The organism is Stenotrophomonas sp. AC248 (genome assembly GCF_979258185.1).
In genome coordinates this window covers 2,773,703-2,792,937 of sequence record NZ_OZ409840.1, presented here as the reverse complement: position 1 = coordinate 2,792,937, position 19,235 = coordinate 2,773,703, and the positions used below count along the sequence as shown (strand labels likewise).

General features: G+C 67.0%; 21 protein-coding genes. 10 read left to right on the top strand and 11 right to left on the bottom strand.

Going from position 1 to position 19,235, the window contains the following annotated elements; genetic code table 11:
- Nucleotide 1 precedes the first annotated feature (1 nt).
- Nucleotides 2-616, top strand: a complete 615-nt coding sequence (locus ACZ0AE_RS12740; RefSeq protein WP_463601306.1) for a rhomboid family intramembrane serine protease — start codon at nt 2-4, stop codon at nt 614-616.
- A gap of 263 nt (nt 617-879) precedes the next feature.
- Here the strand turns inward: ACZ0AE_RS12740 and ACZ0AE_RS12735 are convergent, their stop codons facing one another.
- On the bottom strand, nt 880-1,056 hold the full coding sequence (locus ACZ0AE_RS12735) for a hypothetical protein (RefSeq protein WP_181394068.1): 177 nt from the start codon (nt 1,054-1,056) through the stop codon (nt 880-882).
- Nucleotides 1,057-1,269: 213 nt separating this feature from the next.
- Between ACZ0AE_RS12735 and ACZ0AE_RS12730 the strand changes: the two genes are divergently transcribed.
- From ACZ0AE_RS12730 to ACZ0AE_RS12710, 5 genes are all read left to right on the top strand, one after another.
- Nucleotides 1,270-1,584, top strand: coding sequence for a GNAT family N-acetyltransferase (locus tag ACZ0AE_RS12730; RefSeq protein WP_038687526.1), 315 nt, complete (start codon nt 1,270-1,272; stop codon nt 1,582-1,584).
- 36 nt (nt 1,585-1,620) lie between these two features.
- Nucleotides 1,621-2,511, top strand: coding sequence for a DUF3298 and DUF4163 domain-containing protein (locus ACZ0AE_RS12725; protein WP_394343846.1), 891 nt, complete (start codon nt 1,621-1,623; stop codon nt 2,509-2,511).
- Nucleotides 2,512-2,525: 14 nt separating this feature from the next.
- The gene (gene cfa, locus ACZ0AE_RS12720) at nt 2,526-3,644 is read left to right on the top strand and encodes a cyclopropane fatty acyl phospholipid synthase (protein ID WP_463601305.1); all 1,119 of its coding nucleotides are present in this window, start codon (nt 2,526-2,528) and stop codon (nt 3,642-3,644) included.
- A gap of 295 nt (nt 3,645-3,939) precedes the next feature.
- Nucleotides 3,940-4,407, top strand: coding sequence for a hypothetical protein (locus tag ACZ0AE_RS12715; protein ID WP_448134020.1), 468 nt, complete (start codon nt 3,940-3,942; stop codon nt 4,405-4,407).
- 93 nt (nt 4,408-4,500) lie between these two features.
- Complete coding sequence (locus tag ACZ0AE_RS12710) at nt 4,501-4,896, top strand: UDP-N-acetylglucosamine-peptide N-acetylglucosaminyltransferase (RefSeq protein WP_448134019.1); 396 nt, start codon at nt 4,501-4,503, stop codon at nt 4,894-4,896.
- 123 nt (nt 4,897-5,019) lie between these two features.
- On the opposite strand, the gene ACZ0AE_RS12705 is transcribed toward ACZ0AE_RS12710, so the two are convergent.
- A complete protein-coding gene (locus ACZ0AE_RS12705; RefSeq protein ID WP_038687534.1) occupies nt 5,020-7,191 on the bottom strand; it encodes a M3 family metallopeptidase in 2,172 nt (723 codons plus the stop codon).
- A gap of 280 nt (nt 7,192-7,471) precedes the next feature.
- On the opposite strand from ACZ0AE_RS12705, the gene ACZ0AE_RS12700 reads away from it, so the two are divergent.
- On the top strand, nt 7,472-7,954 hold the full coding sequence (locus ACZ0AE_RS12700; protein ID WP_038687537.1) for a glutathione peroxidase: 483 nt from the start codon (nt 7,472-7,474) through the stop codon (nt 7,952-7,954).
- Between the two features lie 201 nt (nt 7,955-8,155).
- Here the strand turns inward: ACZ0AE_RS12700 and ACZ0AE_RS12695 are convergent, their stop codons facing one another.
- The 5 genes from ACZ0AE_RS12695 to sigJ form a co-directional block, all read right to left on the bottom strand.
- Nucleotides 8,156-8,701 (bottom strand): TlpA disulfide reductase family protein, encoded by a 546-nt coding sequence (locus ACZ0AE_RS12695; protein ID WP_463601304.1) that lies wholly within the window; start codon nt 8,699-8,701, stop codon nt 8,156-8,158.
- 294 nt (nt 8,702-8,995) lie between these two features.
- Nucleotides 8,996-9,775 (bottom strand): ferredoxin--NADP reductase, encoded by a 780-nt coding sequence (locus ACZ0AE_RS12690; RefSeq protein WP_137189893.1) that lies wholly within the window; start codon nt 9,773-9,775, stop codon nt 8,996-8,998.
- A gap of 94 nt (nt 9,776-9,869) precedes the next feature.
- Nucleotides 9,870-11,741 carry an ABC transporter ATP-binding protein gene (locus ACZ0AE_RS12685; RefSeq protein ID WP_463601303.1) on the bottom strand — a complete coding sequence of 624 codons (1,872 nt, stop codon included), beginning with the start codon at nt 11,739-11,741 and terminating at the stop codon, nt 9,870-9,872.
- Nucleotides 11,742-12,040: 299 nt separating this feature from the next.
- Complete coding sequence (locus tag ACZ0AE_RS12680) at nt 12,041-12,484, bottom strand: carboxymuconolactone decarboxylase family protein (protein ID WP_137189891.1); 444 nt, start codon at nt 12,482-12,484, stop codon at nt 12,041-12,043.
- Nucleotides 12,485-12,519: 35 nt separating this feature from the next.
- A complete protein-coding gene (sigJ, locus tag ACZ0AE_RS12675; protein WP_463601302.1) occupies nt 12,520-13,416 on the bottom strand; it encodes an RNA polymerase sigma factor SigJ in 897 nt (298 codons plus the stop codon).
- A 171-nt stretch (nt 13,417-13,587) separates the two neighbouring features.
- Between sigJ and ACZ0AE_RS12670 the strand changes: the two genes are divergently transcribed.
- A complete protein-coding gene (locus ACZ0AE_RS12670) occupies nt 13,588-15,105 on the top strand; it encodes a fumarate hydratase (protein WP_038687545.1) in 1,518 nt (505 codons plus the stop codon).
- 113 nt (nt 15,106-15,218) lie between these two features.
- Here the strand turns inward: ACZ0AE_RS12670 and ACZ0AE_RS12665 are convergent, their stop codons facing one another.
- Nucleotides 15,219-15,854: a LysE family translocator gene (locus ACZ0AE_RS12665; protein WP_038687546.1), complete on the bottom strand. Its 636-nt coding sequence runs from the start codon at nt 15,852-15,854 to the stop codon at nt 15,219-15,221.
- Between the two features lie 151 nt (nt 15,855-16,005).
- On the opposite strand from ACZ0AE_RS12665, the gene ACZ0AE_RS12660 reads away from it, so the two are divergent.
- Both ACZ0AE_RS12660 and ACZ0AE_RS12655 read left to right on the top strand, forming a co-directional pair.
- A complete protein-coding gene (locus ACZ0AE_RS12660; protein WP_038687548.1) occupies nt 16,006-16,641 on the top strand; it encodes a glutathione S-transferase family protein in 636 nt (211 codons plus the stop codon).
- Nucleotides 16,642-16,710: 69 nt separating this feature from the next.
- Nucleotides 16,711-17,058 carry a hypothetical protein gene (locus ACZ0AE_RS12655; protein ID WP_463601301.1) on the top strand — a complete coding sequence of 116 codons (348 nt, stop codon included), beginning with the start codon at nt 16,711-16,713 and terminating at the stop codon, nt 17,056-17,058.
- Nucleotides 17,059-17,075: 17 nt separating this feature from the next.
- Here ACZ0AE_RS12655 and arsC read toward each other — a convergent pair whose 3' ends face one another.
- The 3 genes from arsC to ACZ0AE_RS12640 form a co-directional block, all read right to left on the bottom strand.
- On the bottom strand, nt 17,076-17,429 hold the full coding sequence (gene arsC / locus ACZ0AE_RS12650; protein ID WP_463601300.1) for an arsenate reductase (glutaredoxin): 354 nt from the start codon (nt 17,427-17,429) through the stop codon (nt 17,076-17,078).
- On the bottom strand, nt 17,429-18,595 hold the full coding sequence (locus tag ACZ0AE_RS12645) for a phospholipase A (protein WP_463601299.1): 1,167 nt from the start codon (nt 18,593-18,595) through the stop codon (nt 17,429-17,431). Before ACZ0AE_RS12645 ends, arsC begins: the two co-directional genes overlap by 1 nt.
- A 142-nt stretch (nt 18,596-18,737) precedes the next feature.
- Nucleotides 18,738-19,223 (bottom strand): DUF456 domain-containing protein, encoded by a 486-nt coding sequence (locus ACZ0AE_RS12640; RefSeq protein ID WP_038687553.1) that lies wholly within the window; start codon nt 19,221-19,223, stop codon nt 18,738-18,740.
- Nucleotides 19,224-19,235 lie beyond the last annotated feature (12 nt).

Genomic DNA, 19,235 nt, shown 5'->3' with positions numbered 1-19,235 from the left:
CATGACCCCCGTCAATCTGCTGTTGATCGCCATCACCGTCATCGTGTCGTGGATGGCCTTCAAGAACCGCAAACTCGGCGACCGCCTGATCCTGTGGCCGCCGGCGGTGGACCGCCATCGCCAGTACGACCGCCTGGTGACCTACGGGTTCATCCATGCGGACCTGGCGCATCTGGCGTTCAACATGATCACGCTGTTCTTCTTCGGCGGCCAGATCGAGTCGTTGATGATCAACCTGACCGGCAGCTACCTGACCTATCCGGCGTTCTATCTGGCGGCGCTGGTGGTGTCGATCCTGCCCAGCTACCTGAAGAACCAGAAGAACCCGAACTACCTCAGCCTGGGCGCGTCGGGCGCGGTGTCGGCGGTGCTGTTCGCCTTCGTCCTGGTCAGCCCGTGGAGCTTGATCTACGTGTTCTTCATCCCGGCGCCGGCGATCGTCTACGCGGTGTTCTACGTGGGCTACAGCATCTGGATGGACAAGCGCGGCGGCGACCGCATCAACCACAGCGCGCACCTGGCCGGTGCCGCGTTCGGGGTGATCTTCCTGCTGGCGATGCACCCGGCGATCTTCGGGCAGTTCCTGCACGTGCTGAGCAACCCCAGCTTCCGCTAGGCTGAGCCTGCGCCTGGGGTACCGACCAACGGTCGGTACCTGCCGGGACCGGGGTCACCGGCAGCCGACGGCAGGTCACGGCCGTTGATCGAGACGCGCGTACCGGGGCGGTATGCCGCCACCGGGCATGTCACGACCGTGGGTCGCGACGCATTCGGGGTACGGTTCGGGGTAGGTCACGACCGTTGGTCGTGACGCATGTATCGGGCCGCCTCGCCGCCACCGCGCGGAAGGTCACGACCGTTGGTCGTGACCCAGGCCGCTTACGCGGCCTTCTTGCCTTCCGCACCATAGGCGCTGAGCAGGCGGGCATACACCTCGTTGTCGATCTGGTCGAATTCCCAGCTCTGGGTCTGGCCATTCACGGCCAGCTGGAACAGACCTTCCAGCAGCGAGCTGTCGGCATCGCCAGGGGCGGGGGAGGTAGGTGCGTTGTCCATGTGGACCTCCTTGTGGAGCACGATCGGGTAGGCAGGTGTCGCAAAACTCGTGCCAGCTTTCACGCCCTGTCCGTTACCGATATCGGCTTGAATGGCCGGACCTTTAGGGCGGTATGTGACGCGCTACGTCGTTGCTTGCCCCTGTTCAGACTTCACGCGATCATGGCGCTACGCTGCGCACTATCGCGTCAGTTGCCGCAGGAGACACCGCCCATGGCTTCGGTCACCCCGCCCGGATTGGCATACGAGGTGGAGCACGATCTGGCCAACCACCGGTTCCAGGCCCGGGTTCAAGGGCATCTGGCACTGCTGGATTACCAGATCAAGTCGCTGAAACGACAGAAGCGCATGGTCATCACCCACACCGAGGTGCCCGAACCCATCGAGGGGCGTGGCATCGCAGGGGAGTTGACCAAGGTGGCGCTCCGCTATGCGCGCGAACACAAATACAAGGTGGTGCCGGCGTGTGCCTACGCCGAAGCCTTCATGCAACGCCATGAGGAATACGACGACCTGCTGGCCGGCTGACGGCAGCAGGGAGTGTCTCAGGGACGACCGATCAACATGCTGGGTTTCAACAAGGGGATTGCAATGAACATCGTAGTAAACCGTCGCGCGCTGCGCGCCAGCGCGTTGGCCCTGGCCGTGGGCCTGGTGCTGGTGGCCGGCTGCAAGCGCGACGCCGCCGATACCGCCGCACCACCGGCCGATGGCAGCACGGCAGCGCAGCCGGCCAACATCGAGACGCCTGCCGACGCAGCGGCCCCGGTGGAACTGCGCGACGTGATCGAAAACACGCCGCAGGCCGTGGTGGGTATCAGCTACCCGACCGACATCGCGCGGTACCCGGGCCTGGCCAAGGCACTGTCCGACTATGCCGGCGCGGCGCGCGGCGAGCTGCAGCAGGCCGTGGATGGCCTCGGCAATGACAAACCGACGATGCCCTACGAGCTGTCGCTGAGCTTCGAGAAAGTGCTGGAAACCCCGCAGCTTGTGGTGGTCAGCGCCGATGGCAGCCGCTACACCGGCGGTGCCCATGGCGAGCCGCTGGTGGCGCGCTTTGTGTGGTTGCCCGAGCAGCAGCAGATGCTCACCGCCGACAAGCTGGTGGCCGACGCCAAGGGCTGGAAGGCGGTCAGTGATTACATCGGCGACCAGCTGCGCGAGCGCGTGGCCACCCGCCTGAGCAGCGAAGACATGGACCCGGGCCAGCTGCAGGAATCGCTGCGCAGCGCCAGCCGGATGATCGCCGACGGCACCGAGCCGAGCGCGGAGAACTTCAGTCAGTTCCAGCCGCTCACCGGTACCGATGGCAAGATCAGCGCGGTACGCTTTGTGTTCCCGCCGTACCAGGTGGGGCCGTACTCGGATGGCACGCAGACCGTGGATGTTCCGGCCAGCGTGCTGGCGCCGCACGTCGGCACCGCCTACGCGGGGCTGTTTGCCCGAGGCTGACCGACGGAGGCAATGTGGACGCGGGACTGCAACGACGAGTGACGCTGTTGCTGCACGAGGCGGGGGTTACCGTTGGCGGTGACCAGCCGCACGACATCCACGTGCATGACCCGCAGTTCCATACGCGGGTCATGGCCCAGGGCTCGCTCGGTCTGGGCGAGAGTTACATGGACGGCCAGTGGGACGCCGCCTCGCTGGACGGCTTCCTGTATCACCTGATGCAGGCCCACCTGGACGAGCGCGTGCACAGCTGGCGCGAAGTGGCCGATGGACTCAAGGCGCGCTTGTTCAACCTGCAGGCGGGCAGTGGCAGCTTCGAAGTCGGCAAGCGTCACTATGACCTCGGCAACGACCTGTACGAGGCCATGCTCGGCCAGCGCCTGGTCTACAGTTGCGGCTACTGGCGCGACGCGCAGGACCTGGACGGGGCGCAGGAAGCCAAGCTCGACCTGATCTGCCGCAAACTCGGATTGCGCCCGGGCCAGCACGTTCTGGATATCGGCTGCGGTTGGGGCGAAGCGTTGAAGTTCGCCGCCGAACGCTACGGCGTGTCCGGCGTGGGCATCACCATTTCGCAGGAGCAGGCCGAGTACGCGCACCAGCTGTGCGCCGGGCTGCCGATCGAGATCCGCCTGCAGGACTACCACGACGTCGAGGAGACCTTCGACGCGATCTTCTCGGTGGGCATGTTCGAGCACGTGGGCGACAAGAACTACCGCGGGTATGTCGAGATGGCGCGGCGCTGCCTGCATCCGCACGGGTTGTTCCTGCTGCACACCATCGGCGGCAACCTGTCGCGCCACCGCACCGATCCCTGGATTGCGCGCTACATCTTCCCCAATTCGATGCTGCCCTCGGCCGCCCAGCTCACCGCCGCGTTCGAAGGCCTGTTCGTGCTGGAGGACTGGCACAACTTCGGTACCGACTACGACCACACGCTGCAGGCCTGGCGGTTGAACGTGGAGACCGCGTGGCCGCAGCTGGACCCGCAGCGCTATGACGAACGCTTCAAGCGCATGTGGCGTTTCTACCTGGCCGCCTCGATGGCCAGCTTCCGCTGCCGGCATGCGCAGCTGTGGCAGCTGGTGCTGTCGCCGCATGGGGTGCCGGGTGGGTATGTGGCGCCGCGCTGACGTAGACGGCTCCTGCACTGACGGGATCGCCATGGATGTCGCGTATGGCCCAGCGATGCGTCAATGTCGGACTGCATTCGTTCAGTTGCGATAGGCCGAAAGAATCACGATATGACGCGGTCGGGGCGTTCAACGTCTTGCCGACACGCTGCGCTGTGGGACCGGGAAATACGTGATTCGATTCGCAGATTCTCGTCGCCACCGCATGGCCCACTGGGCGCCGCCGTTGCGCGTCATGCCCGTTCGGTGGTGGTTCGCGATGGCATCCATCCCCCAATGTGAAGTTGATCAACAGATGACGAGCAACAAGAAAACCCATTTCGCCAGCGCCATCGCGGTGCTGCTCGCCTGCACCCTGGCCAGCCAGGCGTCGGCCGCGCGCAAGGCCTACGACGTGGAAGAAGTGGCCTGCACCGACCCGTCCGACATGGTGTGCCTGTCCTGGAACCTGCAGACCGCCCCGGGCGGCTCGCGCACGGCGGGCATGAATGTGACGCTGATGGAAGGTGAGACCATTTCCGGTGTAATCAAGCCGAAGGCGAACCGTTACACCACCACCATGCTGCGTACCAACCCGGACCTGGAGATGTACATCGGCATGGGCTTCGAGCCGACCGAGCAGGCGTACACCTGCAAGGTGACCGAAACCGAGAACTGCCGGATGAGCGGCTCCAACCTGCCGGCGTTCCACTTCAAGGTGAAGGCGAAGGTTGACCAGGCAGGGTCGCCGCTCGGTTACGCCTATACCACCGCCTCGAACTGAGTGCGATTGCGGCCGCCGGCATAGCGCTGGCGGCCGCGTTGATCCCGCCCGGGCATCGCCGGGCGGGTGTGTTTCCCGTTAGCATTGCACTACATGCATGACGCCGTTTCTCCCGCCGTGGTCCACGCGTTGCTGAGCGCCCGCAGCGAGGTGGAGGCCGCGTTCGCCGGCACGCGCGATGCGGACACTGCACTTGCAACGGCCGCGGCCACGCTGGAGGCCGCGCTGTCCGCCCACGGTGAGGATGCGCTGCTGCTGACCGCGCTCGGCGCCGTCGCCTGTGACCGCGCGCAGTACGCCCACGCGCGTGAGGTGTTGCAGCGGGCATTGGCGTTGGGCAGCGACGATCGGCATGCGGCCTTCAACCTCGGCGTGGCGTTGCTCAATACCGGGCGCATGGCGCAGGCGAGGGCGGCGTTCGAACAGGCGCGCACGATGGCCGCCGCACCGTTTACCTGGGAAGCCTGGTTCGACCCGCAGGCGCATTGAGGGCCGTACCAACCCACGGTTGGTACCTACCGCCACGTCCGTATCGCCATGGGCAGAAAAACCAAAAAAGAACGCCCGGCATGACCGGGCGTTCTTCTTGGTGCACGTCGATGGAGCGGACGCTTACTTCTTGCTGTCACCCGAGGTCAGGCCACGCTTTTCGAGCAGCGGCTCGATCTGCGGGGCGTGCCCGGCGAAGTCCTGGAACAGCTGCATCGCGTCCACGCTGCCGCCCTTGGACAGCAGTGCCTTGCGGAAGTGGTCGCCATTCTTGCGGCTCAGGCCGCCGTTCTCGCGGAACCACTTCTGGGTGTTGGCGTCGAGCACTTCGGACCAGATGTAGGCGTAGTAGCCGGCCGAGTAGCCGCCCATGATGTGGCTGAAGTACGGGGTCTTGTAGCGCGGCGGAACCGGCGCGTAGTAGATGCCGTCCTTCTCCAGCGCGGCGCGCTCGAAGGCCATCACGTCCTTGGCGGCCGGCACCTGGTCCGGGCCGATCTGGTGCCAGCGCTGGTCAAGCATGGCCGCGCCCAGGTATTCGGTGGTGGCAAAGCCCTGGTTGAACTTGGCCGCGGCAATCACCTTGTCCAGCAGCGCCTGCGGCATGGCCGAGCCGTTCTGGTAGTGCTTGGCGTAGTTCTTCAGGATGGCCGGGTTGTCCGACCACATTTCGTTGACCTGCGAGGGGAACTCGACGAAGTCGCGCGGCACGGCGGTGCCGGAGAAGTAGGGGTACTTCACGTTGGAGAACATGCCGTGCAGGGCGTGGCCGAACTCGTGGAAGGTGGTGGTCACTTCATCCCAGGTCAGCAGGGTCTGCTGGCCGGCCGGCGGCTTGGGGATGTTGAGGTGGTTGGCCACCACCGGCTTGAAGCCGGTCAGCGCGGACTGGGACACGTACGAGTTCATCCAGGCGCCACCGCGCTTGGAGGCGCGTGCGTACGGGTCGAAGATGAAGATCGCCAGCTGGCTGCCGTCGGCATCGAACACGTCATAGACGGTGACGTCGTCGTGGTAGACCGGCAGGTCGGTACGCTGCTTGAAGGTCAGGCCGTATTCCTGGTTGGCGGCGAAGAACACGCCGTTTTCCAGCACGTTCTTCAGCTCGAAGTACGGCTTGAGCTGGGATTCGTCGAAGTTGTACTTGGCCTGGCGGACCTTCTCGCTGTAGAACGCCCAATCCCAGGCTTCCAGCTTGAAGGTGGGCTTGCCGGCAGCCTTCTGTTCCTGGTCGATCATGGCCTGCAGGTCGGCCGCTTCGCGCTTGGCGTTGGCGACCGCGGCCGGGGCGAGCTGGCCGAGCATGGCGTTGACTGCTTCGGGCGTCTTGGCGGTCTGGTTGGTGAGGTTGTAGGCGGCGAAGTTGGCAAAGCCCATCAGCTTGGCCTTGTCGGCGCGCAGCTGCATGATGCGCGAGACCAGGGCGGTGTTGTCGTACTGGCCGCCGCGGCTGCCGCGGGTGATGGACGCTTCGTAGATCTTCTGGCGCAGGTCGCGGTTGCGCAGGTTGGTCAGCGGCGGCTGGCCGGTGGTGTTGAGCAGGGCGATGACGTACTTGCCGTCCAGCTTCCGGGCCTTGGCGGCTTCGGCGGCGGCGGCGATCTGCTCAGGCGACAGGCCGTCGAGCTGCTTGACGTCGTCGACGACGACCGCCGAGGCGTTCACTTCGTTCTGCACGTTCTGGCTGAACGTGGTGCCCAGGTTGGCCAGTTCGGCGTTCATGGCCTTGAGCTTGGTCTTGTCGGCATCGTTGAGCTTGGCGCCGGCGCGGACGTAGCTTTCGTAATACTTCTCGACCAGGCGCACGCCTTCGGCGTCGAGGCCGAGCTGGGCGCGGGTGTCGTACAGGGTCTGGATGCGGGCGAACAGCTTGCCGTTGAGGGCGATGGCATCGCTGTGGGCGGCAAACTTGGCCGAGTAGTCGGCCTGGAGCTTCTTGCGGGTGTCGTTGGTGTCGGCGCCGACCAGGCTGAAGAAGACGGTCGTGGCGCGATCCAGGGTGTCACCGCTCTTTTCCAGGGCGATGAGGGTGTTGTCGAAGGTAGGCTTGGCCTTGTTGTTGGCGATGGCCTCCACTTCCTTGAGCTGCTGGGCCATGCCGGCGTCGAAGGCGGGGGCGAAGTCGCTGTCCTTGATCTTGTCGAACTGCGGGTAATGCAGCGGCAGCGGGCTGTCGGCGAAGAACGGGTTGGCCTGCTGGGCGTTCGCGGCGGCGGGGGCAGCGGCGACGGCGGAATAGGCAGGCAGGGCCAGGCCGAGGGTTACGGCGACGGCAAGGGCAAGACGGGTGGTCAAGGGGAATTCTCCGGTCAGACAAGTGCCCGAGGGTAACCCGGGGTGGCGGGGTGGGGCTTGTGTCGAAAGGCATGTTGAAAGCGCGGGGCGCAAGGCGCGGCGGTGGGTCTGCCGCGCGCTGGACACTTGGCCGGCGCATCGCTGAGTGGCAAATCAGACGGTAGTGCCGGCCGCTGGCCGGCTCCCCATGAACCCCACCGCGTCAGCGCCACCCCACGGCCCGTTGCCCCGTTCATCCCCACCACGGCGCTAAGATGCTTTTTTGCGCAGGAGCTCGGTCATGACCACCGCCTTTGATTTCTCGTTCGTGGACCTCACCGGGCAGCCGCAGGCGCTGGAGCAGTACCGGGGCAAGGTGCTGCTGTTGGTGAACGTGGCCAGCAAGTGCGGGTTCACCCCGCAGTACGAAGGCTTGGAGGCGCTCTGGCGGGAGTACGCGGCGCGCGGGCTGGTGGTGATCGGGTTCCCGTGCGACCAGTTCGGGCACCAGGAGCCGGGCAACGCCGAGGAGATCCGCAGTTTCTGTTCGCTGACCTACGCGGTGGATTTCCCGTTGTCGGACAAGGTCGAGGTCAACGGCGAGGGTGCGCACCCGCTGTGGCAGTGGCTGAAGGCGGAGAAGTCCGGGGTGTTGGGAACGCGCGGGATCAAGTGGAATTTCAGCAAGTTCCTGGTCGGCCGCGATGGGCAGGTGCTGCAGCGCTATGCGCCGACCGACAAGCCCGAGTCGCTGCGCGACGATATCGAAGCGGCGCTGGCGTAACACCGGAGCGAGGCGGCACCGGCGTAGCGCCGGGCTCTGCCCGGCTCCGTGATCCCGGTAGTGCCGGCCGCTGGCCGGCTCCTCGCATTACCGGTTCGCCCAGCGTTCCAGCCACGCATGGCGTGGCTCTACCGGCTCGCATTACCGGATGGCCCCACGTTCCAGCCACGCATGGCGTGGCTCTACGCCGCGGCGGTGGAATCAGCCACCAGCTTTGCGGTTGCGCACGTCTTCGGGCAGCAGGGCGAGGATGTCGTCGACGATTTTCGGCAGGCTCTGCTCGGAGTAGCCGCGATGCACGCGGGCGATGCTGCCGTCGTGGCCGATGATGAACATGTGCGGGATGGCCTGGATGCCGTACTGGTCGCTGACCACGCCCTTCGCGTCATGGATGTAGTCCAGCGGCGGGGCGTTGCGGCTGCGGGCGATGGCGGCGAAATCGGCGCGGGGTTCCTTCAGGTTCACCGCGTAGACCTGCAGCGCGTCATGTCCGATGACCTTCTGCAGCTGGCCCAGGATCGGCAGTTCCTTGCGGCATGGGCCGCACCACGACGCCCAGAACGTGACGATGACGACCTTGCCGCGCTGGCTGGCCAGGTCGACCACGTTGCCCTGGCGGTCTTTGCCGAGGATCTGCGGCGGGATATCGCCGGCGTTCGGTGAGGGTGGTGCAGGCGCGGCGGCGCTGGCGGCCAGGCTCATGCCGAGCAGCAGGCAGGCGAGGGCGGGGCGGATCTTCCTGATCATCGGCACGGCTCCAGGTCCGGCCCGACCGTTGCCGGGCTGACGCGGAATATAGCCCAACGTGCATGCGATCGTTGGCGCGGTAGCCGACCAACGGTCGGCTCTACCCGGCAGGGCCGCGGTCGGCGAATCAGCCCCGTAGCGCCGGGCTCTGCCCGGCTGGCGCGCAGATTGGTCGATCAGCCCCGTAGAGCCGGGCTCTGCCCGGCTGGCGTGCATGTCGGTCGATCAGCCGGGCAGAGCCCGGCTCTACGGGGTGGCGCAGGTTGGTGAGCCGGGCGGAGGCCGGCACCGCGACTACTTCTCGACGAACGCGCGCTCGAAGACGTAGTGGCCCGGGGTGCCGATGCGCGGGGAGGTCTGGAAGCCACGGCTGTCCAGTACGGTGCGCAGGTCGGCCAGCATCTGCGGGCTGCCGCAGATCATGGCGCGGTCGTTTTCCGGGTCCAGCGGCGGCAGGCCGAGGGTCTTCTGCATCTCGCCGCTTTCCATCAGCGAGGTCAGGCGGCCCTGGTTGGGGAACGCCTCACGGGTGACGGCCGGGTAGTACAGCAGCTTGTCGCCGATCATCTCGCCGAGGAATTCGTGCTCGCGCAGTTCCTTCTCGAACAGGTCGCGGTAGGCCAGGTCCTTTTCGTAACGCACGCCGTGGGTGAGGATCACCTTGTCGAAGCGTTCGTAGGTTTCCGGGTCCTTGATCACCGACAGCCACGGCGCCAGGCCGGTGCCGGTGCCCAGCAGGTACAGGTGCTTGCCCGGGTGCAGGTCGCTGATCAGCAGGGTGCCGGTGGGCTTCTTGCCAACCAGTACCTTGTCGCCGGGCTGGATGTGCTGCAGGCGTGAGGTCAGCGGGCCGTCCTGCACCTTGATGCTGAAGAACTCCAGGTTCTCTTCCCAGTTGGCGCTGGCGATCGAGTAGGCACGCAGCAGCGGCCGCGTCTCGGTTTCCAGGCCGATCATCACGAACTGACCGTTCTCGAAGCGGAAACCGCTGTCGCGGGTCGTGGTGAAGCTGAAGTAGGCGTCGGTCCAGTGACGGACCTCAAGCACCGTTTCGGCGCCGAAAGCGGAAGACATGGGGGTGGGGTCTGATCTGTTTTGTCCCGGCCAGTTTATCTCAAATGAGATAAATTCTCATTGACTGGCCGGGAAGGCCTGTGGAACGGGGCTGTCAGCGGTATCCCGCCGCCTGCAGTTCGAACAATTCTGCATAGCGGCCGCCCTGGGTCATCAGCTCGGCGTGGGTGCCGCTTGCCTCGATCCGGCCGCCGGCCAGCACCAGGATGCGGTCGGCCATGCGCACCGAGGAGAAGCGGTGCGAGATCAGCACGGCGGTGCGGTTGTCGGACAGTTCCTTGAAGCGCTGGAACACCTCGAACTCGCTGCGCGCATCCAGCGCGGCGGTGGGTTCGTCAAGGATCATCACCTGGGCGTCGCGCATGTAGGCCCGCGCGATGGCGATCTTCTGCCACTGCCCGCCGGACAGGTCCACGCCCTGTTTGAAGCGGCGGCCGATCAGCTGGTCGTAGCCGTTGGGCAGGGCGTTGATGACCTCGTCGGCCATGCCGCGGCGGGCCGCGTCGCGGATCCGCGCATCGTCGGTCATCGCCTCGACCAGGCCCACGCCGATGTTCTCGCCGGCGCTCAGGTTGTAGCGCACGAAGTCCTGGAAGATCACGCCCATGTTGGCGCGCAGGTCGTCCAGGTCGTAGTCGCGCAGGTCACGCCCGTCGAGCAGGATGCGGCCCTCGTCGGGGTCGTACAGGCGCGCCAGCAGCTTCACCAACGTGGTCTTGCCGGCCCCGTTCTCGCCCACCAGGGCCAGCACTTCGCCGGCACGCAGTTCGAAGTCCAGGTGGCGCACCGCCCACGACTCGGCGTCGGGGTAGCGGAAGCCCACGTTCTCGAACACGAAGCCTTGGGTGATCGGTTGCGGGATCGCCACGGCATCGGTCCGTGAGTGGATTTCCGGCTGGATCTGGAAGAACGAGAACAGGTCGTCCAGGTACAGCGCCTGGCCGGCCACCTGCGAGAACCCGATCAGCAGGCCCTCCAGCAGCTGGCGCAGGCGCAGGAAGCTGCCGGCCAGGAAGGTAAGGTCGCCGATGGAGAAGTCGCCGCGCACGGTGCGCCACGCGATGTAGGCATAGGCGGTGTAGTACCCCAGCGTGCCGAGCGCGGCCAGCAGCGTGCCCCAGAACGCACGCTTGCGGGCCAGTGCGCGGTTGGCGTGGAAGAACTTGTCGGCCAGGTACTTGTAGCGCTCGATCAGGAACCGGTGGAGGTTGAAGATCTTCACCTCCTTGGCGGTTTCCACGCTGGCCCCGATCTGGCGCAGGTAGTCCAGCTGGCGGCGCTCGGGCGTCCACTGGAAATTGAGCGAGTAGCCGGCCGCGTTGAAGTGCGATTCGCCGATGAAAGCCGGCACCAGCGCGACTGCCAGCAGCAGGATCAGCCACGGCGCGTACACCAGCAGGCCCACCGCCAGACTGGCCACGGTGATGGCGTCCTGCACCTGGCCGAACAGCTGGCTCATCAGGTTCATCCGGCCCATGGTCTGGCGCCGCGCGCGGTCCAGCTTGTCCTGCAGGTCGGGGTCTTCGAAGTCTTCCAGGTCCAGCTCGGCGGCGTGCTCCATCAGCCGCACGCTGGTGACGTTGGTGAACAGTTCCGAGAGCAGGCTGTCGGCGTAGTTCACCGCGCGGCCCAGCAGGTCGGACACGATCGCCAGGCCGAACTCCAACGCCAGCAGGCCCAGCAGTGGATTGAGCAGGCCGCTGGACAGCGCCTCGCCGAACGGCGGGAACCCGGCCTCGTGCTGGCTCAGGTGCAGCGCCGCGTCGATGATCAATTTGCCCACGTACAACATTGCCACCGGCAGCAATGCACGGATCAGGCGCAGGCCCAGGCTGGCGCTGGCCAGGGCCGGGCTGGTCTGCCACACCTGGCGCAGGAACGGGGGCAGGTTGCGCATCGCCTGGAAGCGTTCGCGCAGGCTGGGATTCTTCTGGCCGGGCGCACCGGCAGCGGGGGAAGCAGGCATGGCCGCTATTGTGCGCGCCCGCGCCGTGGCGGAGGGATGAATGCGTTGCACGCCACGACACCAAAGCGCGCACCCATCCCAACCGGTAGGTGCCGACCGTTGGTCGGCACACCGCAGCACGGCAATCACACGGTAGTGCCGGCCGCTGGCCGGCTCCGCGCGGGGGTTGGATGTCCGTGGCGCCGGCCAGCGGCCGGCACTACCGCGCGGGGGTTGGATGTCCGTGGAGCCGGCCAGCGGCCGGCACTACCGGGCGGGATGGATGTACGTGGAGCCGGCCAGCGGCCGGCACTACCGGGTTACGGCAGCGGCGGCAGCAGCCCCGCGCCCAGGCGGTTCCAGGCGTTGATCACGGCCACGCCGACGCTCAGGTCGCTGATGCCCTTTTCATCGAAGTGCGGCGCCAGTGCATCGAATGCCGCGTCGGAGGGCGCGCCGTCGGGCAGCCGGGTCAGTGCTTCGGCCCAACCCAGCGCGGCGCGTTCGCGGGCGTCGAAGAAACGGCTTTCGTGCCAGGCCGGCAACGTGTCCAGCTTGCGCGGTTCGATGCCGCCCTTGCGCAGGGCCGTGCCGTGCATGTCCATGCAGTAGCCGCAGCCATTGATCTGCGACACGCGCAGGAACACCAGCTCCATCAACGTGGGGTCGATCGAACTCTCATGCACGGCCTTGCTGGTGGCCAGCAGGCCCTTGATGGCCTCGTTGGCCAGGCGGAAATAGGGAACGCGGGGAGAAGCGGACATGGTGGACTCCATGACGGCCCGGTTGGCCGTCTTCATCAGGAGGACGCGCCCGGGTTGCGCGCTGTGACAAGTGCGGTGAGTTTTTCTGGATTGAGCACGCTCAGCACCCGCGCGATGCGGTCGCCGTCGATGCTGACCAGGGTGACCGAGTGCAGCTGGTCGCCTTGGAAACGCAGGATGGCCGGCTCGCCGTTCACGTAGCCGATCCGGGCCGGGTGCGCCCCGTTGCGCCGCGCGATCGCCCAGTACAACTGGGCGATGCGTTCGGCGCCGAGCAACGGGCGAATGGCTGCGGTGACCCGGCCGCCGCCGTCGGACACCATCTCCGCATTGGCATGCAGCAACGACAGGATCGCGGCCTGGTCGCCACGCTGGGAGGCGTCCATGAAGCGGGTCAGCAGGTCGCGGTGCTGCCCGGCGCTGACCTCGAAGCGCGGTTTGCCGGCCTGCAGGCGTTGGCGGGCGCGATGGACCAGCTGGCGGCAGTTGGCCGGGCTGTGGTCGAGCAGGGGAGCGATGTCGGGGTAGTCATAGTCGAACACGTCCTTGAGCAGGAAGGCGGCGCGCTCGTCCGGCCCCAGCTGCTCCAGCAGGGCCAGGAAGGCCATCGACACCTCGTCGGCCCGCGCATGGCGCTGGGCCGGGTCGTGCAGCGGATCCGGGTCCAGGGCGATCTCCAGCGGCTCGGGCAGCCACGGCCCCACGTAGTCGATGCGGGCGTTGCGCCGCGCCCGCAGGCGGTCCAGGCCCAGGCGCGTGGTGGCGGTCACCAGCCAGCCTTCGGGGTCGCGGACGCTGGCGATGTCGGCCCCCTGCCAGCGCAGCCAGGCGTCCTGGACCACGTCCTCGGCGTCGCTGCGGCTGCCCAGCAGGCGGTAGGCCAGGGCAAGCAGGCGGGGGCGGTGGGTCTGGAAGGTATCGGTCGGGGTCATGCCGGGAGGACGCCGCCAGGGGCGTGGTTGTGACAGGGGTAGGGCCACTGTGCCGCAGACGCCGTGCCGGCGCGATGCCCGGTGTCGCACCACGGCCAATGCCCCTTGGCGGCGCCAGGGGGGTAAAATGATGGGCTGAATCCCCGCCAGCCTCCAGCAAGCGAGCAAGTCGTGACATCGATCAAGCAGGAAGACCTCATCCAGTCCATCGCCGACGCGCTGCAGTACATTTCGTACTACCACCCGGTCGATTACATCAAGAGCCTCGCCGCCGCCTACGAGCGCGAGGAATCGCCGGCCGCGAAGGAAGCGATGGCCCAGATCCTGATCAATTCACGGATGTGCGCCGAAGGCCACCGCCCGATCTGCCAGGACACCGGCATCGTCACCGTGTTCCTGGAAATCGGCATGAACGTCCGCTGGGACGATGCCACCATGGGCGTGGAAGACATGGCCAATGAAGGCGTGCGCCGCGCCTACAACCACCCGGACAACAAGCTGCGCGCCTCGGTGCTGGCCGACCCGGCCGGCAAGCGCACCAACACCAAGGACAATACCCCCGGCGTGGTCAACGTCAAGGTGGTGCCGGGTGACCATGTCGAGGTGATCGTCGCCGCCAAGGGCGGTGGGTCGGAAGCCAAGAGCAAGTTCGCCATGCTCAACCCGTCCGACTCGATCGTGGACTGGGTGCTCAAGACCGTGCCGACCATGGGCGCTGGCTGGTGCCCGCCGGGCATGCTCGGCATCGGCATCGGCGGCACCGCCGAGAAGGCGATGCTGCTGGCCAAGGAATCGTTGATGGAGCCGATCGACATCAACGAGCTCAAGGCCCGTGGCGCCTCCAACCGCGCCGAAGAACTGCGCCTGGAACTGTTCGACAAGGTCAATGCGCTGGGTATCGGTGCGCAGGGCCTGGGCGGCCTGACCACGGTGCTGGACATCAAGGTCAAGGACTTCCCGACCCACGCGGCCAACCTGCCGGTGGCGATGATCCCCAACTGCGCGGCCACCCGCCATGCGCACTTCACCCTGGACGGCAGCGGCCCGGTGATGCTGGATCCGCCGTCGCTGGAAGACTGGCCGCAGATCACCTACGACGCCTCCAAGGGCACCCGTGTCGACCTCGACACGATCACCCCCGAAGACGTGGCCAGCTGGACGCCGGGCCAGACCCTGCTGCTCAACGGCAAGCTGCTCACCGGCCGCGATGCCGCGCACAAGCGCATCGTGGAAATGCTGGACAAGGGCGAGCCGCTGCCGGTCGACCTCAAGGGCCGTTTCATCTACTACGTGGGCCCGGTCGATCCGGTGCGCGACGAAGTAGTGGGTCCGGCCGGTCCGACCACCGCTACCCGCATGGACAAGTTCACCCGCCAGGTGCTGGAACAGACCGGCCTGCTGGGCATGGTCGGCAAGGCCGAGCGCGGCCCGGCGGCGATCGAAGCGATCCGCGACAACAAGTCGGCCTACCTGATGGCGGTCGGCGGTTCGGCCTACCTGGTGTCCAAGGCCATCAAGGCGGCCAAGGTGGTCGGTTTCGCCGACCTGGGCATGGAAGCGATCTACGAGTTCACCGTGCAGGACATGCCGGTGACCGTGGCGGTGGATTCCACCGGCGAATCGGTGCACATCACCGGCCCGCGCGAATGGCAGGCCCGCATCGGCAAGATTCCGGTGGTGGTGGCCTGACCTCTGCGGCTGCCGGCCCTGGTCGGCACGCAGACAGAAAAAACGGCGCCCGAGGGCGCCGTTTTTCATTGCGGCAAACCCGGTAGGCGCCGACCGTTGGTCGGCGCGCCCCCTCACCGCCGCACGTCCACCAGCATCCGCACCGCCAGCGCACCCAGCACCGTGCCCATCAGCGCGCGCTGCATTGCCTGCCAGCGCGGCCGCCGCGCCAGGAAGGCCGCAATGCTGCCGGCGGCCAGCACGATCAACGCATTGACGCCCAGGCTGGTGGCAATCTGCACCAGCCCCAGCACCACCGATTGCGCCATCACGCTGCCGTGGCCGCTGGGCTGGATGAACTGCGGCAGCAGCGACAGGTACATCACCGCGATCTTCGGGTTGAGCAGCGCGGTAAACAGACCCATCGCAAACAACCGGCGCGGACTGTCGCGCGGCAGTTCACGCAGCTGGAACGGCGACGGCCCACCTGGGCGCAGCGCCTGCCACGCCAGGTACAGCAGGTACAGCGCTCCGGCGATACGCAGGGCGTCGTAGGCATGCGGCACGGCCATCAACAACGCGGTGATGCCCAGCGCCGCGCACAGCAGGTAGACCAGGAACCCCAGCGCGATGCCGCCCAGCGACACCAGCCCGGCCGCGCGCCCCTGGCAGATCGAGCGCGACACCAGGTAGATCATGTTCGGCCCGGGGGTGAGCACCATGCCCAGCGAGATCAGGCCGAATGCCAGCAGGTGGGACAGCTCGGGCATCGCCGCACTCCGGGGGAAAGGTGCTGCGCATGCTAGGCCTGCCTGGCGCGGCGCAACAGCCACAGCGCCACCATGCGCAGGCGTGCATCTGTATCCATCGCAGGCCGCCGGGCGGCGCATAATCGGAGGCTTCTCCTGACAGGCGCCGCGCATGCCCACCACCTTGTATGGTTCCCCCAGCACCGCCTCGCTGGTGGTGCACTGGCTGCTGATCGAACTGGGTGTCGAGCACGAACTGGTCCTGCTCGATTTCGAGACCCGTCAGCACAAGTCCGACGACTACCTGGCGCTCAATCCGGCAGGCGTGGTACCCACGCTGGTGATGGATGGGCAGGTCCTGACCGAAGCGGCGGCGATTGCCCTGCACCTGGCCGACCTGCATCCGCAGGCGGGTCTGTTGCCGGCGCCGGGCACTGCCGAGCGCGGCGAGGCGTACCGCTGGATGTTCTGGTGCGCCAACACCGTGCAACCGGCGTACCGCGCCTGGTTCTACGCCCATGAGATGGCCGGGCCGGACAGCGCCGGCGCTACCCGCGAGATGGCCCGCGAAAGGCTGCAGGCCGCGTGGCAGCGGCTGTCCGACCACCTGCAGGCCGGTGGCCCGTACATGCTCGGCGCGCAGCTCAGCGTGGTCGACCTGATGCTGGTGATGTTGCTGCGCTGGTCGCGCAACATGCCCGTGCCAAGCGACACCTGGCCGGTGCTCAAGGCCTACGCCGATCGGCTCAAGGCGCGCCCGGCCTTCATCGAGGTGTACCGGCGCGAAGGCATCACCGACTGGCGGTGACCCGGCGATGCCGGCAACCGGCGCGAAGAATTGATACGCTTCTTGGTGATGCCACCAAGGAGCAATACCATGCAAAGGATGCTGTTCGGCGGGCTGCTGGCCCTGTTGATGACCGCGTGCAGCAGCGGCGGCGACAACTACGCCTCACCCAGCCTGCGCGAGGTGACCGCCGCCAACCAGTGCATGGCGGTCTGCCAGAGCCGGTACGACAGTTGTTCGGCCAGCCCACTGGGCAGTGGCAGCAGCGACACCTGCGGCACCGGGGTGGCCACCCAGCGCGACGGTCGCTGCGACAAGATCGACAATCCGGAACTGCGCCGCTCGTGCCAGGCCAGTGCCGACTTCTGCCGTAATCGTTCGCCGGCGCTGCGCTGCGGTGAAGAGCGCGACCGCTGCGTGAGCCGCTGCGGCGGTTGAGCCACCGCGGGCCGGCGTCAGGCCGGGAGGATCTCCAGCACCGTTTCCGGCGGCCGGCACAGTCGAGCGCCGCGCGGGGTGCGCACGATCGGCCGGTTGATCAGCGACGGGTGCGCGTGCATCGCCGCGATCAGGGCCGTGTCGTCCAGCGTTGGATCGGCCAGGCCAAGCGCGGCATACGCGTCTTCCTTGGTGCGCAGCAGGGCGCGTGCGCCGGTGCCCATCGCCGCGACCAACGACTGCAGCGTGGCCACGTCCGGCGGGGTGTCCAGGTAGGCGATGACGGTGGGTTCGATGCCGTGCTCATGCAGGATCTGCAACGCCCCGCGCGAGTTGCTGCAGCGCGGGTTGTGCCAGATCGTCACCGCCATCAGTACCACTCCAGCAGCGACACGCCCAGGCCGATGTAGGTGGCCTTGTGGTTGTAGTCGATCATGCTCTCGCCATAGCCGTCGAACACCTGCACGTGGCCGCGCAGCAGGTTGCTGATCGGGAAGCCGTAGTCCAGCTGCACCGCCCCGTGCGAACGGTCGCCGCCGCGCAGCGAATGGCGCGCCATCAGCGAGACTTCGTGGCCATTCCGGTTCCAGGTCAGGGTGGCGTCGCCGCGGCCCATGTAATCCTCGATATCCGGGTTGTTGTCGTCCTTGCGATCTTCCGGCAGGCGGTACCACGGGCGCAGCACCAGTGCCCAGTTTTCGCGGTCCAGGCCGATCGTGGCGATCACCCGGTTCCAGCTGCGCGACAAGGGGTCGGGGCGGCCGTTGGACATGTGGTTGATGCTGAGCCCGCTCATGCGCCCGCGCCAGCCGCCGATCGAATAGCCGTTGCGGAACAGCAGCATCATTTCGGGTTCGTAGTTGGTTTCGCGGAACGGGCGCGAGTTCTCGGCGTTGTACGCCTGCCAGCGCGAGCTCTGGGTATAGCCGGCCCAGATGTCGCCGTTGTCGCCGAACAGGTTCTCCACCACCTTGGTCTTGAAGCTGAGCTGGAACTTCAGCTCGTTGCTGTCCAGCAGCTGCGGCGTGGTGACCGTGTTGGCCGGGTTGGGCGACTGCGGGGTCTGGTTCTTGTCGCTGGTCCAGAACGCCGGCAGCAGGTACACCGGCTTATAGGCACGCAGCTGGAATGCGCCCAGCTTGGAGTCCTGCGCCAGCTCCCAACGGCTGTCCAGCAGCGAGCCCTTGCCCGCGTTGGCCAGTGCATCTTCATGGCCGTCGCTTTTGAACAGCTCGCCGATACGCTGTTTGGCGCGCTGCGTTGCCGGTGCATCGGCCTCGGCCGTGCGCGCGGCCTGGCGTTCGTCGCGACGGGCCTGCTGCGCGGCAACGGCGGCGGCATCGGCGGCCTCGGTCACCCCGCGGGTGTGGCCGAACAGTTTGTCGTAGCAGGTCAGCCGCGCGGCGTCGGTATCCACCAGCGCACACGCCTCCGGCGAGGCCGGGGTGGGGGCCGCTTCCTGTGCGGCCAGCGGCAGGCTGGCAGAGGCCAGGGCCAGGGCGGTGAACAGGGCGGAGCGTGGGCGCGAAGAGGTCATGAAAGCAGGCCAGGTGGCAAAGATGAATGGGGTTTCCGGGACAGTGTGGCCGTTGCCCGCCGATCCTGCCAGCGCCGACCGTGGTCCCGCAGCAGGGTTTATGCCGGGCAGACCCGTGCGCGGGGCGTGAAAAGCGCGGCTGTCAGAAGAACCAGGCAAAGGCGAACAGGCCCAGCATCGCCACCACCAGCGCCATTTTCAGTGCCACCCCGAGCAGGATGCCCAGCCAGGTGGCAAAGCCCACCTTGGTCGAGCGGCCCAGTTCGCGGGTATGCCAGTACTCGCCCGCCAGGGCGCCCAGCAGCGGGCCGGCCAGCAGCCCGATCGGCATGAAGAACAGCCCGGCGATGCTGCCCAGCACGGTGCCCCACAGCGCCTTGCGGCTGGCCCCGACCCGCTGCGCGCCGACCACGGTGGCCAGGATGTCCACGGCGAACGAGAGCAAGGTCAGGATGCCGAGCAGGGTCAGCGGCACCCAGCCCACATGGGCGAAGCCGTCGGCCCAGGCGGCCACCAGCAGGCCGGCGAATACCAGCGGGATGCCGGGCAGGGCCGGCAGGATGATGCCTGCGATGCCGGTCAGCACCAGCAGGGCGGCTACCAGGTAGAAGATGAATGAATAGTCCATGCTGTCCGGTAT

Bases quoted from the DNA above. Each gene is read 5' to 3' on its own strand.
- ACZ0AE_RS12740 (WP_463601306.1), top strand. From the start codon at position 2: ATGACCCCCGTCAATCTGCTGTTGATCGCCATCACCGTCATCGTGTCG.
- ACZ0AE_RS12735 (WP_181394068.1), bottom strand. From the start codon at position 1,056: ATGGACAACGCACCTACCTCCCCCGCCCCTGGCGATGCCGACAGCTCG.
- ACZ0AE_RS12730 (WP_038687526.1), top strand. From the start codon at position 1,270: ATGGCTTCGGTCACCCCGCCCGGATTGGCATACGAGGTGGAGCACGAT.
- ACZ0AE_RS12725 (WP_394343846.1), top strand. From the start codon at position 1,621: ATGCTGGGTTTCAACAAGGGGATTGCAATGAACATCGTAGTAAACCGT.
- ACZ0AE_RS12715 (WP_448134020.1), top strand. From the start codon at position 3,940: ATGACGAGCAACAAGAAAACCCATTTCGCCAGCGCCATCGCGGTGCTG.
- ACZ0AE_RS12710 (WP_448134019.1), top strand. From the start codon at position 4,501: ATGCATGACGCCGTTTCTCCCGCCGTGGTCCACGCGTTGCTGAGCGCC.
- ACZ0AE_RS12700 (WP_038687537.1), top strand. From the start codon at position 7,472: ATGACCACCGCCTTTGATTTCTCGTTCGTGGACCTCACCGGGCAGCCG.
- ACZ0AE_RS12695 (WP_463601304.1), bottom strand. From the start codon at position 8,701: ATGATCAGGAAGATCCGCCCCGCCCTCGCCTGCCTGCTGCTCGGCATG.
- ACZ0AE_RS12690 (WP_137189893.1), bottom strand. From the start codon at position 9,775: ATGTCTTCCGCTTTCGGCGCCGAAACGGTGCTTGAGGTCCGTCACTGG.
- ACZ0AE_RS12685 (WP_463601303.1), bottom strand. From the start codon at position 11,741: ATGCCTGCTTCCCCCGCTGCCGGTGCGCCCGGCCAGAAGAATCCCAGC.
- ACZ0AE_RS12680 (WP_137189891.1), bottom strand. From the start codon at position 12,484: ATGTCCGCTTCTCCCCGCGTTCCCTATTTCCGCCTGGCCAACGAGGCC.
- sigJ (WP_463601302.1), bottom strand. From the start codon at position 13,416: ATGACCCCGACCGATACCTTCCAGACCCACCGCCCCCGCCTGCTTGCC.
- ACZ0AE_RS12665 (WP_038687546.1), bottom strand. From the start codon at position 15,854: ATGCCCGAGCTGTCCCACCTGCTGGCATTCGGCCTGATCTCGCTGGGC.
- ACZ0AE_RS12660 (WP_038687548.1), top strand. From the start codon at position 16,006: ATGCCCACCACCTTGTATGGTTCCCCCAGCACCGCCTCGCTGGTGGTG.
- ACZ0AE_RS12655 (WP_463601301.1), top strand. From the start codon at position 16,711: ATGCAAAGGATGCTGTTCGGCGGGCTGCTGGCCCTGTTGATGACCGCG.
- arsC (WP_463601300.1), bottom strand. From the start codon at position 17,429: ATGGCGGTGACGATCTGGCACAACCCGCGCTGCAGCAACTCGCGCGGG.
- ACZ0AE_RS12645 (WP_463601299.1), bottom strand. From the start codon at position 18,595: ATGACCTCTTCGCGCCCACGCTCCGCCCTGTTCACCGCCCTGGCCCTG.
- ACZ0AE_RS12640 (WP_038687553.1), bottom strand. From the start codon at position 19,223: ATGGACTATTCATTCATCTTCTACCTGGTAGCCGCCCTGCTGGTGCTG.